We start from the raw sequence: 17,202 nt of genomic DNA on the forward strand, positions 1-17,202 counted from the left end.
CTACTATTCTAGTTCAGCAATTCTCTAAACAGACAGATTGAGAACTGGAAACTCGGTAATTTTCTTTCTTCTTTCTTCTTCTAAACTCCTGACTCCTGACTCCTTTTTTCATGGTGTCAATATTTGGGGAGCATCATAAACTTCATTCCCAATAATACCAATTAGATTTAACTTGCTTAAAATTTCTGTAGCTTCCATCAGTTTATTGGGAGTAACTTTACCAATGCGTCCTACCATAATAATCCCATTACATAAAGAAGCGACAATTCTACCATCAACTGTATCTAAAACAGAGGGCGCATCTATCAGCACTAAATCATAATTTTGGGCAAATAAATCCATTAATTCTTGCATTCGCTCAGAACTCAACAAATTTGCCACATCTTCTGGTATGGGGCCAGCAGTCAAAACATCAATAGCTGGGTGAATGGGTTGAATATAATTATGAAATGATGGATTAATATCATCAACAAGTAATAAAGATAAACCCCAATCATTGGTCAGCCCTAGAGTTTTATGTAAACTGGGAGAACGCAGGTTAGCATCAATTATTAATACTCTTTGGTGCATTCGAGCCGCACTAGACCCCAACCCTAAAGCCAAAGTTGTTTTTCCTTCTCCTGGTAGTGCAGAAGTTAACATCAATGATTTTAAAGGTAGAGAATTATTTAACATCTGAATATTCTGGTAAATAATATCTAAGTTCTGATGATTAGGTAAATTTTTAATAATTCCCTGATGAGAAATATCCAGATTTTTAGATTTATCTCTAACTATAGATTGGAGTTGGCTTGTCCAACTATCTTTACGTTTTCCTAATCTTGGTACTGACCCCAATAACTGAATATTTGTGAGATTTTGTAAGTCCTGAGTATAGAAAATTGCATTATTAAATTTTCCCCAAATTAAAGCTGCTGCTAAACCCAATATTGGACCAATTAATATGCCGCCAACAATTAGCAACCAGCGCAAATTTCCTATATGTATTCCCAAAGCGGGTTCTTCTAAAATTTGCCAATTAAAACCTTCTTGAGCAATTTTTACACCTAATGAATTTTGCACTTGCGTCAATTGTTGCAGTGTTTTGCGATAAATTTCTACATTTGCAACTAACCTCTTATATTCTGTAATCAAATTTGGGTATGTACTCAGCAAGGAACGAATTTCTTGTTCGGATTTTGCCAAATCACGATCATGAGCAATTAGTCCTAATGCGTTCACTTTTAATTGAGTTAAATCATTTTCTAACTTAGGTATTATTTGTCCTGATAATTTTGATTTACTATTGATATCAACGGCTTTATTTTGTCCTTGTTGTTGTAATAGTGTGACGATAATTTGTTTTTTTTGTTTCAGTTGTTCAATAATTGGATATTTTTCTGTGTAAAGTATCCGAGCTTGAGTTAATTCCTTTTCTGTTTGCTTAAGTTCACGAATTAAGGCTTGATATTGGCGAGATTCAAGGGAATCATCAATATTTATTTGATTTTGATGAGAAGAAGCAATTGCTTCTTCTATACTGTTATGTCGAGTCTGTACATCTTGCAGTTGAGCGCGAGTTTTTTGTCGCTGCTTTTGAATATCTGCTAAAGACTGTAGTGAAATTTTACTTTGTAAAATTGGATCAATTAAATTATTCTGTTGACGAAATTTTTCTAATTTTTTCTCGGCTTTTAATACATCTTTTTGCAGTTGCGGTAGATGGTTATTAACAAATACTAACCCTTGATTAATCCGCTGATTTTTTTGATCGGTATTATAGTCCTGATATACTTTCTCTAAAGCTTGTAATACTCTTTTACTTTTCAGAGGATCTTTGTCTGTAAAAGAGATCGAAAATACTTGGTTTAAATTTTGATTAACTTCTGTATCTACTGGTAACTGAGTTAGTGATAAAGATGAAGTTCTATCAATTTTGCTGTTACTATAAATATCTTCTATGGTCATCTGTGGATAATCAGTATGAAGTAAATTTACAGCTTTTTGCACTAATTTAGCACTCAGCATTAATTTCACTTGACTACTGTAGTCAATAGATGATAACTGTGGTTTTTGTAAGTCTTTTGTCGTTTTTTCTGGCTTACTAGCTGGTAAAGATTTATCTGAATTATAACTTACCAATATTTGCATATAGCTTTGATAAGTTGGTTTACTAGTAATAGCTAAGAGGCTTGTTACTGACATAACCGCACAAGAAACCCCTAGAATAAACCAACGGTGGTGAAGTGCAATCGCAGTTATTTTTTTGATATCAACTACAATATGTGTAGAGCTATTAAGCAATTTTTTTAACGTTATCGCATTTGTAGCCACAATTATATTCCTCTCAAATTCAATAATATATCTGGAAGAAGATGATAATTAGAAAACTTTTAGAGATATTTGATACTCAATGTTTTCTGTTTAATAATCAATACTTATTCTTCCTCTGATTACAGATATACTTAACGGAAAATATTCAGCAAGTAGTTCTTGGCTAATACCTTCAACTAGATATATGTCTAATCAGTGTGAGGAACATAAATTTTCTGCAAATATTTATCTTGGGAGGAGGTACCAGCAATACCTTTAGCCAATTTAATTCTTAGGTTGGGTTGTTCGCGTCAAAGTTGCGTAGTGATGGCACTTATGCCTTGCGAGAGCCTAATATATGACTTAATAAATGCCTTGGGTTTTGCTTTGTTGAATCCAAGCGACAGAAGAAGAACTTTTTCCAGCTTGGTGCAATGTAAAAACAAAAAAGGCAAGCGTTAAAAACTTGCCTTCTATATAACTGGGGCGCTAGGATTCGAACCTAGGGATGGCGGGACCAAAACCCACTGCCTTACCACTTGGCTACGCCCCAATGATTTCACTATAGAGAATATAGCAGTTCTCTTGGGATAATGTCAAGTGTTTTGGGAAAAAAGATTTTACTTAGGAAAGATCCCCGACTTGTTGAAGAAGTTGGGGATGTGCGGGGGTCTGAGTGGCTAAAATACGCGATGCTGTAGGGATGGCATTTGTCGGCGGACTTGTTCTAGTCTGGTAGGTTTGATTTCGGCGATCGCCACTCCCGGTTTTTCCCCAGCGTCTGCTAAAATGACACCCCAAGGGTCAATAATCATGGCGTGGCCATGAGTTTGGCGACGGTCATAGTTAGTACCAGTTTGGGCGGGTGCAATCACATAACAGGTATTTTCTATGGCTCTAGATTGCAATAATACTTGCCAATGATCTTTACCAGTAAAAGCGGTAAAAGCGGCGGGAACAAATAAAATATCTGCACCCTGACTTGATAAATGTCGGTACAGTTCGGGAAAACGGACATCATAGCAAATAGAAAGGCCAATTTTCCCCAAGTCAGGGGAAGCATAAACAGGAGGTAATTCCAGTCCAGCCATGACGGTACTTGATTCTTGGTAGGTATTACCATCAGGAACATTGACATCAAATAAATGGACTTTTTGGTAACGGGCGAGTTCTTGACCGTTAGCACCGATAAGTAATGCTGTATTATAAACCTTACCGTTATGATCCACAGGGATAGGGAAGCCGCCGCCGAGAATGGTAATTTGAAAGCGTTGTGCCATTTTGTGGAGAAATGTTTCCGTTTCTTGGGCGATCGCATTTCCTTGTGCTAGTTTATCTTTTTCTTCTCCCATAAAAGAGAAATTTTCTGGTAAACTCACCAATTCCGCACCCTGACGTACGGCCAAATCAATTAATTCTTCTGCTTGTGCCAGGTTTTTTTGCAAATCAGGCACACTGGTCATTTGAATAGCGGCGGCTAAATAAGACTTCATAGATTCAAAAACAAACGGTAAATTGAGACAATGTAGATATTTGGCATTGGTGAATGAAAGTATGAATTTGCCTCACGCAAAGGCGCAAAGGCGCAAAGTTTAAGAGTTTCAGACATGGAATTTTTGCTTTTCATCTCTCAATTCAGCAACGCCAGATATTTAAATATATCGTCATATCATGCCATTTGAACTTCTAGAGTCACCGAGGTAGAAAGAAGGAGTTAAGAATCTCTCAAAAATCGTTTCTTTAAAGCCAATAGCAGATTTTTCGCCATTTCTAAACCTTCTGCATTTAACAATCTAATTTCTAGAGGTAACAGCGATAACTTATGAATATGACTATATATAGAATCTTTGCCAGAAAAATTTACCCATAAACCTCTATTAACCGGACAATTACGGTATTATTCAGTGGAATTACGGTTAATCCAAATACCTCTTATTCCTGCGGATTTTGCCCCATAATAATCATCTGTTATACTGTCGCCAATGTGCCATGCGGCTTCCGGTGAACACTTGTGCTTGTTTAAGGCAATTTTGAAAATTTCTGGATCTGGTTTAGCAGCACGGACTTGAGTAGAAATCGTCACAGAAGTAAAATATTCTTTAAGTCCTAAACCTTGCAATACTAAATACAAACGAGAATCAAAATTAGATAATATTCCTAATTCAATTCCTAAGCGTCGCCAGTTGATTAAAGCTAACTTAACATCAGGATAAACATACCACGGTTCGGAAGTCCCAAAGTGGATATAAAGTTCGGTAAAAAAAGCGGGAAAATCGGTAAATTGTTGGAGAACTCCTGCACCTTCAAAGGTATTTAAAGCAATTATCTGCCACCAATCATATTCACGCTGGGGAATATCTTTGATATCTGCATCAATAAATATCGGTGGTGGTGATGCTTTATAGCTTTTCATAAAGTTTTCATCCAAAATTTGGGCGGAAACTTCTACACCAAATTGTCGGGCGATTTGTCGGTAAATTTCCCCAACACTACCTTTAACACCAAATAATGTCCCCACAGCATCTACAAAAATAACTTTAGGCTTTTTCATAAGAATTAATACTTTAGTCCGCAGCAGTCGCTAAATACATAGCCATAATATCTGAATTCGTCTAGTTTACCATTTCAGATCCCCGACTTCTTTGAGAAGTCGGGGATCTTTATCTTTAATTAGGGGATATTTAATTACTTAGAAATGGCTTCTATTATAGGGCTAACTAACCAATTAAAACCAACTTTCAACTGATGATTTAAAGTTGGTAAACGATACAGATAAGCCAGCCGACGGGCTAAGTACGCAAAAGATCCGTCTAATTGCACACCTAACCCGGTGAGGGTGGCGTTATCTATTCCCAAAGCCATCATTTCTCCTAATGGTTGATAGCGGAAGGGAAGGAGGGGACGATTGGTAATAGTAGCCCAGATATTCCAAGCGGTATAATCAGCTTGTTGGAAAGCAACTTGGGCGGTGGCGGGGACTTGTTTTCCTTCTGCGTCGAGACAGTCGGCTAAATCTCCTAACGCGAAGATTTCGGGATGTTCTATGGCTTGTAGTTGGGCTGTGGTGGTGATTTGTCCACGCTGATTTTGCTTGAGGGGTAAGGCTGTGACAACTGGAGAAACTTTTGTTCCCACTGTCCAAATGACTACATCTACGGGAATGGTATCTACTTGATTTTTATACTCCAGAGAGATGCTATTTTGATCAATTGCTGCTACTTTGGTTTCTAAGTCAATAAATACGCCTTTGCTATCTAAGGCTTTTTTGGCGGCTTCACGGTTAAATTCTGGGGAAGTGCGGAGAATTTGGTCGCTAAGTTCAATCAGGCGGAAACGTCCTTTTTCACCGATTCTATCTGCTAGTTTACAGGCTAATTCTACGCCGCTGTAACCTGCACCAACTATGGCGACACGGATTTTTTCGGGATTTGCTGCTTCGAGAATTCGCAGCCGTTCTTCTAATTTGTAGGCATCAGTAATAGTACGGAAAGGGTAAGCATGAGTGACAGCACCGGGAACTAAGTCTAGGGGGGTTTCGCCACCTAAGGCTAAGACTAAGCGGTCATAATTTAGTTCTGATTTATCTGCTAATTGGACTGTTTGTTCGTTGATATCTATGGCGGAAACAGCGGCTTGGTGGAACTGGATTCCTGTTCCTTGCAGTAGTTCTGAGTATGGTGGGGCGATTTCCCAGGTTTGGAGTTCTCTGGTGAGGAGTTCGTAAAGCAGGGGAGAAAAGACAAAGCGATCGCTCTGATCTACTAAAATAATCTCAGGTTTTGGTGTAGATTCCCAGGGTAATTGGCTTAAACGCAGGGCGGTATAGAGTCCACCAAAGCCACCACCTAGTATACAAATTTTTGTAGTTGGTTGAGTCATAGTTTTTTCAGGTGCTAAATCCTAACAGGGTAAGATACTTTCTCTTCTTGATAGCTATATCCTTTGATATCACTTGGTTTGCTGTTCTTTACTTATCAGTGCTTTTACCAAGTTTTTAGCTTTTTTAATGGATAATGGGACTCGACTTATCCAGTTCATATTCACCATTAATTTTAAATTAGTTTCACGCTCATTAAGCACTGTCAGCAACCATTATACTGTCAAAATCTATTTGTTTAGAATATTCCACTAAGATGTGAGCGAATACGGTTTTATCTGATTCATTTCCTGATGCTCCTCTAAAAAATAAAGGTATATCTCCATCACTACTTACTATTAAATTAATATACATTGCTTTAAGTCTGGGCGATGGAACGGACTCTAGGGGTACTCGGACAACGAATTGAATTACAAATCACCACAAAATAGAATATATTCACCAAATAGAAGGAAAGGCACGGAAGCCACTTGGCAATAGATGCGTGGAGGAAGTGCCAACGGCGTTCGCGGAGCGTGCCGGAGGCTCTATTTATTCGCGGTGACATGATAGAATTAATTAGCAAGTAGGAATAACCATCAGCGCAAAGAAGTGTTTTATTAAGGAGAAACCCCTGATTTATCTCGTCTCGGCATAGCTGTAGCCTGGGTAAACAAGCAATGGTAAATCATGGAGCGTTTAACATTAAAAATTGATGGACTCACAAAAGCAGCAAAAAAAAATCAAAAGTAAGCGCAATTGCAATACCTGTCGTACTGGTATTTGCCTTGAGCGTCTAGGAGGATAATTGACTATCCTTTTTAAGCAAGTCTTAAAGAATCTGCGTGTCTTTAGACCGCAGAGTGTCAAAATACATTCGCCATTTTTTGTAGGTTTGGTTGACCCAAGGAAACCCAACAAATGCGTTGGATTTTGTCCCATGGCTGTGCGAACATAAACGTTCTACAAACCAACCTACAAATCAAGATTTTTTCAATTTGGCTAATTCCACCAATCCCCAATTCTTATGAGTGATAATATTAATCCTGCGGATTTTCCTAAATCAGATGTAGCAAATAAAAGTCAGTCACTAACCTTACAACGCGGTGGTGAAGAGTTAATGCTAGAAAAAACGTTGTATCGTTTTACTATTCGTCCCAATGCTAATTTTCCCCATGAAAAATTATCACAGATTCCTGGTAGCGTATGGCGGCGGAGTATTCCTCAAGCGAAACTAGAACTATATACGGTCTTTCCTAATCAGCTAGATGCAGTTATGTCTCAATTACGCAATGATGAAAATGTGGACTTTGTGAGTCATGTTTATACATTGGAAAATAATCCCGGAACTTTTGTTTATCTCAGCGACCAAATTACAATTCAATTTGCTACTTGGGTAGATAATACTAAAATTAATACTATTACCAGTACATTGAATTTAGTTCAAGATCAACCAGTATTCGGCATACCAAATACCTTCATTTTTATTGTTAGTAAACAAGCCACACAAAATCCCGTTAAAATTACCAATTATTTACAAACATTGCCAGAAGTTTTGGCGGCTGAACCGAATATTCTCATTCAACAAGAACCCAATTATAAACCCAAAGATTCTCTTTATTCCCAGCAATGGTATCTCAATCATAATAGTAGTAATCAATTGGTAGCTGGTTCGCATATTTCCGTAGAACAAGCTTGGGATACTACTCGTGGTCTGCGTTCTATAGTGGTGGCTGTAGTAGATGATTCCTTTGATTTAAAACATCCAGATTTTCAAGGTACAGGTAAAATTGTTGCTCCTAGAGATTTAAAAGAAAATGATTTTTTACCCTTACCAGGAGAAAAAGAAACAAGTCATGGGACCGCTTGTGCAGGATTAGCTGTAGCTGAAGAAAATGGTTCAGGAATTGTGGGAGTTGCACCTGGTTGTGCAATGATGCCCATTCGCACTACTGGCTTTTTAGATGATCAATCAATTGAGGATGTTTTTAATTGGGCTATAGAAAAAGGCGCAAGTGTAATTTCTTGTAGTTGGGGAGCTTCTGCTGTTTATTTCCCCCTTTCTATTCGGCAAAAAGCCGCTATTAACCGGGCTGCTACCAATGGACGCAAGGGGAAAGGATGTGTGATTGTTTTCGCAGCCGGAAATGCTAATCGTCCCATTAATGGGACTATAAATGAACAGAATTGGCCGAAAAATATTGTTCAAGGGAAGACAAATTGGTTAAGCGGTTTTGCTGTTCATCCTGATGTGATGACTGTATCTGCGTCTACTAGTTTAAATAAAAAGGCTGCTTATAGTAATTGGGGAGGTAATGTTTCTGTTTGCGCTCCCAGTAATAATGCTCCCCCAGGAATGTGGTTTCAAGAAACTGGTTTTGTTTATACACAACCGGCAATTGTTTCTTCTCTATTTGGATTGGGAGTATTTACAACAGATCAAATAGGTGCGGCTGGTTATGATGCGGGAAATTTTACTAAAAACTTTGGTGGTACTTCCAGTTCTACTCCCATTGTGGCAGGAGTAGCGGCTTTGGTATTATCAGCTAATCCTGATTTAACGGCTCAACAAGTTAAACGGATTCTCCAAGATACGGCTGATAAAATAGTGGATAATAACCCTGATCTTCAGTTGGGTGTGCGTGGGGGTACTTATGATAGTAATGGTCATAGTCAATGGTTTGGTTATGGCAAAGTTAATGCTGCTAAGGCTGTAAGACTAGCGCAGCAGATGGGTGCGGTTGCTAAAATTACGAATAAACAAATTCAGGTCAAAAATTCTCAAGTTGTGAATATTCCTGATAATAATAGACAGGGAATTAAAAGTGCGATCGCTATTAATGAAGCTGTCAATGTCACAGATATCCAAGTTACCGTGAATATCACCCATGATTTTTTAGGAGATTTAGAAGTTTATTTAATTGCTCCTAATAATCAGCGGATTTTATTACAAAGTCGTACATTAGGTCGTCGTAATCAATTACAAAATACTTACACAGTGCGATCGCATCCTGCCCTGAAACAATTACTTTCTTTACCCGCAAAAGGCAACTGGCAATTACAAGTTATTGACTACGCTGCTTTAGATGTGGGCAAACTTAATAACTGGGAATTAGTAATTGGAGTAGGTAATAAATAATTCGTAATTGGAACCGCTAATTGGTATATCAATTCCTATTTTAGTGAAGTACAAGCAATAATAATTAAACGCAGATGGACGCTGAAAAACGCAGATAGTTTTGTACTTCATTAGACTAGGAAATGCTATATTTGGTAATTGGTAATTGGTAATTGGTAATTGGTAATTGGTAATTGGTAATTGGTAATTGGAATAATTGTTATTTTCTCTTGTCTTTTTCTCTTGGTTATTATTAATTATTTCTTCTGTTGGTAAACAATCTTCCCAATTCAATTCTAACTCTCTGCATATCCTTTTCAAGGAGTCAATTGAAATTGGTTGACCCTGAAAAAATTTGGTAACTGTTGTTCTAGATAAATGATGTTTAGCAAAATTGGATTTTGATTCAAATCCTAGTCTAATTAAAGCCATTTCGGCCTTCTTTATACATTGACAAGAGGCTGTCACGGTAATTCTTTTCTTTTTTTGATCATTATTAGGGCTTCTCATCACCTAAAAACATATTATTACTGACAGTATTTATTCTCTCATAAAAAGTCTCTCATCATGTATCAACAAATCTTATATGCCTCTAAATCCCTTTGGAAGAAGCAGATTGAATAATTAACAAGTGTCTAATATTACAATCAAAAACTTTTTCAACGACCTCCAAGTTAATCATAAAACAGTCACAAGACAATCATTACTTAGACAGGAATTGAGATTTTTAGATTTAGAGTGGGATAAGTAAATCTATGTAAAACTACTTTATGTTAAGAATTTTTTCAACTCATAGGCTTTTCGGATTTCTACTGATTGGTTTAATGATTACCTCCTGTGGTGGAGGTACATCAAGTAATACCCCCAGTACAGGTACATCTAATAATACTTCTGGTGGAGGAGGTGGAACATCTAGTCTTGCTGACAAAGCTAAAATGGAATGGCAATTATATCAAAGTGATTGTAGTTTAGCTGGACCTCTTTCTCCGCAAACCTTTAGTGATGGTTCAGAAGGGAGATGTGTATTCGATGCGAATAGTAGACCACGAGCTTTTAGAAATTAAATAACCAGGACTTACGCAACTGTCACATTGGTAGGGTGCGTCAGATATCAACAATCTGTTTATTTGCAGAATTTATGCAGTAGTAAAGCACCCTACAACTAAAACGAATGCATAAATACCGACTACGTAAAAACAAAAGTAGGGGTAATTTATGAATTACTCTTATGCAATATTTAGAGTAGGGCTATTTCATTCTTATTTAACCCGCCTCAGAATGAATTCTGATAGCTTGCGTGGCGAAGCCATGTCTAATAGCAAAAGTCGTCTCAAGACGACTAAAGGAAAGTTATAGTCCGTTAAAACGGACTTGAATTATTAGTCCTGAACTATGGCTTACGCCACACTACACTATCAGTTCAGGGCGGATTATGTTTAGAATGAAATAGCCCTGATATTTAGAGTAGTAGTAGGTTGGGGAGAGCGACAGTTAATCATAAAACAGTCACAAGACAATCATTACTTAGACAGGAGTTGAGATTTTTAGATTTAGAGTGGGATAAGTAAATCTATGTAAAACTACTTTATGTTAAGAATTTTTTCAACTCATAGGCTTTTCGGATTTCTACTGATTGGTTTAATGATTACCTCCTGTGGTGGAGGTACATCAAGTAATACTCCTAGTGGAGGAGCTCCTAGTGGAGGAGGTGGAAATACTACCTCTGAAACTCAAACTCAAACTCCCCCTAGAACTTTGACTGTTAGTGTTCCCTCACTGGGAACAAGTTATACAGTTACTGAAAGTACAACTTATGAAGATATCACTACAGCGACCAGGGAGGCAGTAAGTGAGTGTACAAAAAGATTTTCACTTACTCCAAATGGAAGTACTACCTGTCAAGCTGAAGTACGAGCAGCAATTGCTCAAGCACTTGCTTTTATCGGCAGGTAAAGTGAAGCATAAATAGGACTTACGTAAAAACAAAAGTAGGGGTAATTTATGAATTACTCTTATGCAATATTTAGAGTAGTAGTAGGTTGGGTAGAGCGACAGCGAAACCCAACATTTCCAAAAATAACTTCAACCAAGTTTACGAAAAACAAAAATAAGATTAATAAGCGCACCACAAAATTTTTATCACTAATATCTGTATATCAAAATATCGTCAACTGCTGCAACTACATAACCAGCAAAATGATAAATGAAAAAAATAAATATTTTTCCTCGCATATCATTACTAGAGCGCTATTTAATCTCAGAAATTACCCCGATTTTACTATTTACCATCGTTATTGTTACTGTTGTTGCGGAATCAATTGGTATATCATTCGAGCAATTTAGTTTTCTCCTGACGGAACAAATATCTTTTGGTACTTTAATATATTTACACATTCTTAAAGTACCTGAGTTTATTGTTTTGGCTGTACCAATTGCTATTTTAATGACCACAATATTCGTTTATAATAAATTATCAATTACCAGTGAAATTATTGCTTTACAAAGTTGTGGAATAAGTTTGTATAAATTAATCTGTCCAGCGATTCATCTAAGTCTTATTCTTTCATTAATCCTATTTATTGTTAATGAGGGTATTGTCCCTATCTCTAACTATAAAGCTGCTATTACCCTAGAAGAAGTGATGAATATAAATAGATGGGATCTTAAAAGTCATCACATTGTTTATAAAGAATTAGCCAACAGAAATTATGAACAAATATCTGATAAAGATAATTATCTTAAATACTTCTTTTACTCAGAGAGATTTAGTGATGGAAAAATGCAAGAAGTTACCTTATTAATTAGAGATAATCGGGGTTTGAAGGTAATTATAAAATCTAAATTTGCTGAATGGAATGAAGGAAACAAATATTGGTTTTTTTATAATGGTGTCAAGAGTATAATTAATCCAGATGGTTCTTATGGTCAGGGAATTAAGTTTGATGAAATTCGCCTTAATCTTTCTAGTATATCTCGGCAATTTCAACTAGATAGGGAAAAATTAGATCATAGAGAAATGAATATATTTCAAATTTATCAACGATTGTTAGCTGCAAAAAAAGCAGGAGATATCCCGAATCTAATCAAATTACAAGTTAATCTTCAAAAAAGATTTACCTTACCTATTTCCTGCGCTGTATTGGCTTTTTTGGGTACAGCTATAGGAATTAATTTGCAACCAAGGATTAAATATAATAGTTTTACAGTTACTTTAGTAATTCTGGGGTTAATGAAAATATTTGAGGCGGTTATTAATGCTTTAATTATTTCAGGAAATATCTACAGTTATGTAATATGGCTACCAAATATTTTGGCTACAGGTTTTAGCTTTTACATATTAACTGAAAAAAATTCCTGAGAGGTTGTTTGAAAAGTTTTAGGTTGTGATTTTAGGCACTTACAGATCCCCCCTAACCCCCCTTATTAAGGGGGTAACTAGAATCAAAGTCCCCCTTAATAAGGGGGATTTAGGGGGATCAAAAAATATTTGATACACCATGAGGGACTTTTAAAACATCCTCTGAAATCGGATTATATTTGTTAAATACCTGTAAGTAATGGGAACTAGGGGAGGAATTTTGCTGATTGTAACTTATGAATGGGCGCAAGCCCTGCGCCCCTACCTGATTTTAATTATGAATTTTTGCAAAAATGCGATCGCTAATTTCTACTTCTTGATGACTTAATTGTTTTAATTTATGGGTTAAATCTGCTGTCAGCCTTTTGGCTTCTTGTTTTAAATTTCCATTCATATAATCTGCGGCTTTAATAGGTTCACCAATATGAATACTCACATCAGTACCCCAATGAGGATAGGGTTCACTGTAATGGATACCGACAGGAATAACTTTAATATCTAATCCTGGATAGGTAGATTCAGCAGTCACAGCTAAACGAGCGATTCCCGGCTTCAGGGGATGAAGTTGACCATCACGATGAATGCCACCTTCGGGATAAATAACTAACATTTCCCCCTGCTGCATTAACTCTACCGTATGCCGGAGAGTTGCGATCGCCGGACGTTCAATATTTACAGGAAAACCACCCATTCGCAGCACAAACCAACCTTGCAACCCTTGACATTCATGACTCGTTACCATAAATCGCATATCTCTACCCGTCACACAACGACCAGTAGCATAGGGCAAAACCAAGGAATCCCACCGGGAACGATGGGTAGGTGCAAGAATTACTGGTCCACTTTTAGGAATATTTTCTCTTCCAGTCACCTTAATATGCCCAAAGAAAGATGGCAAAATCATGCAGCGTCCTAGAAGATAAGCAACACGGATTAACCAAGGCGAAACCCGCGAGGTATTCTGAAGCACCGAAGGTCGCCGAGCGGAGTCGAGGTGAGGATTTACAGGCGTATTTTTAGTTTGAGAATGGCGGTTGGTAGAAGCAAAGTATGATTTGATCATAACGGTGGCTGATTTTTTGGCTAATAAAAGATGACACCAACTTGATTATGTCCACCGTAGATTTTCTTGGGTAACTTGTGTTTTCCCCTTTGGACAGTTTTATCTGTGTCTGTTATTTTTGTTGACGTTGGGTAGCAAACCAATTTTGTAATTGTTCTCGACAGTCTGATTCTAGAATACCTCCTAGCACTTTCAGACGGTGATTAGAGGCTGGATGGTCAGGGATGTTGATAACAGTACGAATCGCGCCAGTTTTGGTATCGTCCACGCCATAGATCAATTTTCCCAATCGGGCATGAACTATCGCACCGGCACACATCGGACAGGGTTCTAGAGTGACATATAAAGTGCATTGATGCAAGCGCCAACTTTGTAAAACTTGACTAGCAGCCCGAATCGCCATAATTTCTGCGTGTGCAGTCGGATCTTGATCCCGTTCTTTGCGATTTTCACCCACAGCAACCAATTGATTATCTGTGTCAACAATCACAGCCCCCACAGGAACTTCACCAGCATCACCCGCTACCTGTGCCAATTCCAGGGCGTGATTCATCCATTTTCGATGTTGTAAATATTCTGGGTGTTCAAGCATTGGGGGAAGAAGGAGTCAGGAGTCACCGAGTCAGGAGTCACCGAGTCAGGAGTCACCGAGTCAGGAGTCAGGAGTCACCGAGTCAGGAGTCAGGAGTCAGGAGTTCAGGAGTCAGGAGAAGAAAGAAGAAAGAAGAAAGAAGAAAGAAGAAAATTACCCAATCACCAATCACCAATCACCAATCACCCATTACCAATTACCAATTACCAATTACCAATTACCCATTACCCGCAACCTCAAATAACAGAGGGTCAAGTTGAGCTTTTGCATCTAATTGATACAGGTCATCACAACCACCAATATGTTGATTATTAATAAAAATTTGGGGGACGCTACGGCGACCGTCGGCGCGTTCTGCCATATTTGATCTGGCTGTTTCGTCGCCATCAATTTTGTATTCGGTGAAATTAACACCTTTCCATGATAGTAGCATTTTAGCGCGGATGCAGTAGGGGCAAGTTTGCCAAGTATAAATTTCAACATTAGCTTTGATTCGCTCTGGGTGGCGACCGAGAAGAGAGTTGAGAAAATTTAGCATATTCTTAATTAAGAGGTTTTCTTGTAATTAAATCTCATCTACAGAAATCCAGTTTAATAGCTGGAGTGCCGTTAGTTATACTCCTCAGAGGATATATTTGCCACGAGTATCAATAAATGTTTCAATTATGTAGAAACATCCAAAGAAGATTCTTGGGAAAAAACGATGATGAAATTTAGGAGATTATCTGTCATTTTACAGGGGATAGGGATGCCTTTAGCGATCGCCCCTTTAATCCTAATTCTGAGCGCCTGTAATGATCAACCACAAAATAATCCCAATACACAAAATCCCGACAGCACCCCCCAAGGACAAGTTACTCGCGTTCTCTGGAATCGCATTAAAAGCCGTGGACAGCTTGTTTGTGGCGTTAGCGGTGAACTACCAGGATTTAGTTTTGTCGGCACTGACGGCAAATATAGCGGCATTGACGTTGATATTTGTCGGGCTGTTGCCGCAGCAGTATTTGACAATCCAGACGCGGTAGAATATCGCAATCTCAACGCGAAAGAACGATTTACAGCTTTGCAAACTGGAGAAGTAGATATTCTCAGTCGCAATACTAGCTGGACTTTTAGCCGTGCAACTTCCCAAGGTTTAGATTTCGCACCTGTGGTATTTTATGATGGTCAAGCCGTCATGGTGCGTAAAAATAGCAATATTAAATCTATCAAAGACCTGAAAGACAAAGCCATTTGTGTGCAAACTGGAACTACTACTGAACAAAATTTAGCAGACCAAATGCGGAAACGGGGAATTACTTATAAACCCGTTGTTTTTGAAGATGTGAATATTACCTTTGGTACTTATGCTGAAGGACGTTGTGATGCTGTCACCACAGACCGTTCTGCACTGGTTTCTCGACGGACAACCTTACCTAAACCAGAAGATAATATCATTTTAGATGATGTTCTTTCTTCTGAACCTCTAGCGCCAGCAGTTGCTAAGGGTGACACTAAGTGGAGTGATATAGTGAAATGGACTGTTTATGCTTTGGTGAAAGCAGAAGAATTGGGAATTAATTCTCAAAATTTAGCCGAGGTTGCTAATAGTAAAGATCCCGATATTAAACGTTTTTTAGGAACAGAAGGAAACCTGGGTGAAGGAATTGGTTTAACAAAAGATTTCGCTGCCAAAATAATCAAGCACGTTGGTAATTATGGTGAAGTTTATGATCGCAATTTAGGAACAAAGACAAAATTAAATCTCCCGCGCGGACAAAATCAAATTTCCTCAAAAGGAGGATTACTCTATTCTCCACCTTTCCGCTAAAGAAGCACAAGAACTTTATTATTATTAACAACTAACAACTGTACGGGCGAAGCATTTGGAGAACTATTTTTGGCAATGACCGATAATTTATTTTCCAAATGCTTCGCCCCTACTAACAACTAACAACTAACTAATGACCAATTCAAAACCTCCTTTCTGGCGTGATCATCGCTTTTGGCAAAAAGCTATTCAGCTAATTTTTGTATTTTTAGCAGTAGTTATAGTTATTATCTTGTGGGGGAATGTCAGACGAAATTTACAGCAATTAGGAATTCAATTTGGATTTAATTTTCTCAAGCAACAAGCATCTTTTGATATTGGTGAAACTCTCATTAATTATCAACCAACGGATGCCTATAATTATGCTTTATTAGTAGGATTAGTTAATTCTTTAAGAATAGCAATAATGGGAATTTGTCTCACCACAATTGTGGGAATTACTGCGGGAATTACGCGATTATCAGATAATTGGTTAGTGAGGAAAATTAGTCTGGTTTATGTAGAAGTTTTTCGGAATACTCCATTATTATTGCAATTGCTATTTTGGTATTTTGCAGTTTTCTTGAGTTTTCCCAAAGCCGAAAATAAAGTTTCCTTTTTGGGTTTTGTTAACTTTAGCCAAAACGGAATTGAACTTCCTTGGTTTACTTTGTCTCCAGAATTTTCTAGTTTATTATTGGGGTTAACTTTTTACACAGGTGCGTTTATTGCGGAAATTGTGCGCGGGGGAATTCAATCAGTCCCGACAGGACAACTAGAAGCAGCCAAATCCTTGGGGTTAAACCCAGGTTTAGCAATGCGATTGGTGATTTTTCCCCAAGCTTTGCGGGTGATTATTCCCCCATTAACTAGTCAATATCTCAATTTAACAAAAAATTCCAGTTTAGCGATCGCTATCGGTTATCCTGATATTTATTTTGTTGCTTCTACCACTTTTAACCAAACTGGGAAAGCTGTAGAAGTAATGCTGTTAATTATGATTACCTATCTGACTTTGAGTTTGATAATTTCTTTCACCATGAATTTATTTAATCGTTCTGTGCAAATTAAGGAAAGATAATGTTGAACGCAGATAAACGCAGATAAACGCAGATAAATACGGGTGATAATTAT

Annotated in this window: 18 protein-coding genes and 1 tRNA gene; 8 read left to right on the plus strand and 11 right to left on the minus strand. The window is 37.6% G+C overall.

Features of this window, described 5'->3' with window-relative positions:
- Positions 1-108 precede the first annotated feature (108 nt).
- The 6 genes from FJR09_RS14085 to FJR09_RS24730 form a co-directional block, all read right to left on the minus strand.
- On the minus strand, positions 109-2,313 hold the full coding sequence (locus FJR09_RS14085) for a GumC family protein (protein WP_371725399.1): 2,205 nt from the start codon (positions 2,311-2,313) through the stop codon (positions 109-111).
- 460 nt (positions 2,314-2,773) lie between these two features.
- Positions 2,774-2,845: transfer RNA gene (locus FJR09_RS14090), tRNA-Gln, on the minus strand.
- Positions 2,846-2,972: 127 nt separating this feature from the next.
- On the minus strand, positions 2,973-3,785 hold the full coding sequence (locus FJR09_RS14095) for a carbon-nitrogen hydrolase family protein (protein WP_148762241.1): 813 nt from the start codon (positions 3,783-3,785) through the stop codon (positions 2,973-2,975).
- A 404-nt stretch (positions 3,786-4,189) separates the two neighbouring features.
- The gene (locus tag FJR09_RS14100) at positions 4,190-4,843 is read right to left on the minus strand and encodes an HAD family hydrolase (RefSeq protein WP_168633418.1); all 654 of its coding nucleotides are present in this window, start codon (positions 4,841-4,843) and stop codon (positions 4,190-4,192) included.
- 134 nt (positions 4,844-4,977) lie between these two features.
- Positions 4,978-6,171: an NAD(P)/FAD-dependent oxidoreductase gene (locus FJR09_RS14105; RefSeq protein WP_168654107.1), complete on the minus strand. Its 1,194-nt coding sequence runs from the start codon at positions 6,169-6,171 to the stop codon at positions 4,978-4,980.
- Between the two features lie 193 nt (positions 6,172-6,364).
- The gene (locus FJR09_RS24730) at positions 6,365-6,523 is read right to left on the minus strand and encodes a hypothetical protein (RefSeq protein ID WP_174782924.1); all 159 of its coding nucleotides are present in this window, start codon (positions 6,521-6,523) and stop codon (positions 6,365-6,367) included.
- A gap of 652 nt (positions 6,524-7,175) precedes the next feature.
- Here FJR09_RS24730 and FJR09_RS14110 point away from each other — a divergent pair.
- On the plus strand, positions 7,176-9,287 hold the full coding sequence (locus tag FJR09_RS14110) for a S8 family serine peptidase (protein ID WP_168653101.1): 2,112 nt from the start codon (positions 7,176-7,178) through the stop codon (positions 9,285-9,287).
- On the opposite strand, the gene FJR09_RS14115 is transcribed toward FJR09_RS14110, so the two are convergent.
- The gene (locus tag FJR09_RS14115; protein WP_168654108.1) at positions 9,261-9,560 is read right to left on the minus strand and encodes a hypothetical protein; all 300 of its coding nucleotides are present in this window, start codon (positions 9,558-9,560) and stop codon (positions 9,261-9,263) included. The genes FJR09_RS14110 and FJR09_RS14115 overlap by 27 nt on opposite strands.
- Before the next feature lie 476 nt (positions 9,561-10,036).
- Between FJR09_RS14115 and FJR09_RS14120 the strand changes: the two genes are divergently transcribed.
- From FJR09_RS14120 to FJR09_RS14135, 4 genes are all read left to right on the plus strand, one after another.
- The gene (locus FJR09_RS14120) at positions 10,037-10,330 is read left to right on the plus strand and encodes a hypothetical protein (RefSeq protein WP_168653100.1); all 294 of its coding nucleotides are present in this window, start codon (positions 10,037-10,039) and stop codon (positions 10,328-10,330) included.
- A 151-nt stretch (positions 10,331-10,481) separates the two neighbouring features.
- The gene (locus FJR09_RS14125; protein ID WP_168651155.1) at positions 10,482-10,622 is read left to right on the plus strand and encodes a hypothetical protein; all 141 of its coding nucleotides are present in this window, start codon (positions 10,482-10,484) and stop codon (positions 10,620-10,622) included.
- A 231-nt stretch (positions 10,623-10,853) separates the two neighbouring features.
- Positions 10,854-11,219, plus strand: coding sequence for a hypothetical protein (locus FJR09_RS14130; protein WP_168652650.1), 366 nt, complete (start codon positions 10,854-10,856; stop codon positions 11,217-11,219).
- A 250-nt stretch (positions 11,220-11,469) separates the two neighbouring features.
- Positions 11,470-12,624, plus strand: coding sequence for an LptF/LptG family permease (locus FJR09_RS14135; protein WP_168652649.1), 1,155 nt, complete (start codon positions 11,470-11,472; stop codon positions 12,622-12,624).
- A gap of 271 nt (positions 12,625-12,895) precedes the next feature.
- On the opposite strand, the gene FJR09_RS14140 is transcribed toward FJR09_RS14135, so the two are convergent.
- Both FJR09_RS14140 and tadA read right to left on the minus strand, forming a co-directional pair.
- The gene (locus FJR09_RS14140; protein ID WP_168652648.1) at positions 12,896-13,687 is read right to left on the minus strand and encodes a 1-acyl-sn-glycerol-3-phosphate acyltransferase; all 792 of its coding nucleotides are present in this window, start codon (positions 13,685-13,687) and stop codon (positions 12,896-12,898) included.
- Positions 13,688-13,799: 112 nt separating this feature from the next.
- Positions 13,800-14,240, minus strand: a complete 441-nt coding sequence (tadA, locus tag FJR09_RS14145; protein ID WP_254433115.1) for a tRNA adenosine(34) deaminase TadA — start codon at positions 14,238-14,240, stop codon at positions 13,800-13,802.
- Here tadA and FJR09_RS14150 point away from each other — a divergent pair.
- Positions 14,216-14,539 (plus strand): hypothetical protein, encoded by a 324-nt coding sequence (locus FJR09_RS14150; RefSeq protein WP_217361126.1) that lies wholly within the window; start codon positions 14,216-14,218, stop codon positions 14,537-14,539. The two genes, tadA and FJR09_RS14150, sit on opposite strands and share 25 nt — an antisense overlap.
- On the opposite strand, the gene grxC is transcribed toward FJR09_RS14150, so the two are convergent.
- Positions 14,497-14,817, minus strand: a complete 321-nt coding sequence (grxC, locus tag FJR09_RS14155) for a glutaredoxin 3 (RefSeq protein WP_015079620.1) — start codon at positions 14,815-14,817, stop codon at positions 14,497-14,499. The genes FJR09_RS14150 and grxC overlap by 43 nt on opposite strands.
- A 165-nt stretch (positions 14,818-14,982) precedes the next feature.
- On the opposite strand from grxC, the gene FJR09_RS14160 reads away from it, so the two are divergent.
- Positions 14,983-16,089 (plus strand): amino acid ABC transporter substrate-binding protein, encoded by a 1,107-nt coding sequence (locus FJR09_RS14160; RefSeq protein ID WP_168652647.1) that lies wholly within the window; start codon positions 14,983-14,985, stop codon positions 16,087-16,089.
- On the opposite strand, the gene FJR09_RS25900 is transcribed toward FJR09_RS14160, so the two are convergent.
- The gene (locus FJR09_RS25900) at positions 16,086-16,208 is read right to left on the minus strand and encodes a hypothetical protein (RefSeq protein ID WP_256370259.1); all 123 of its coding nucleotides are present in this window, start codon (positions 16,206-16,208) and stop codon (positions 16,086-16,088) included. The two genes, FJR09_RS14160 and FJR09_RS25900, sit on opposite strands and share 4 nt — an antisense overlap.
- Before the next feature lie 14 nt (positions 16,209-16,222).
- On the opposite strand from FJR09_RS25900, the gene FJR09_RS14165 reads away from it, so the two are divergent.
- Complete coding sequence (locus tag FJR09_RS14165; RefSeq protein ID WP_168651901.1) at positions 16,223-17,149, plus strand: amino acid ABC transporter permease; 927 nt, start codon at positions 16,223-16,225, stop codon at positions 17,147-17,149.
- Positions 17,150-17,202 lie beyond the last annotated feature (53 nt).

Source organism: Dolichospermum sp. UHCC 0406, from assembly GCF_009712025.1.
Classification (GTDB): domain Bacteria; phylum Cyanobacteriota; class Cyanobacteriia; order Cyanobacteriales; family Nostocaceae; genus Dolichospermum; species Dolichospermum lemmermannii.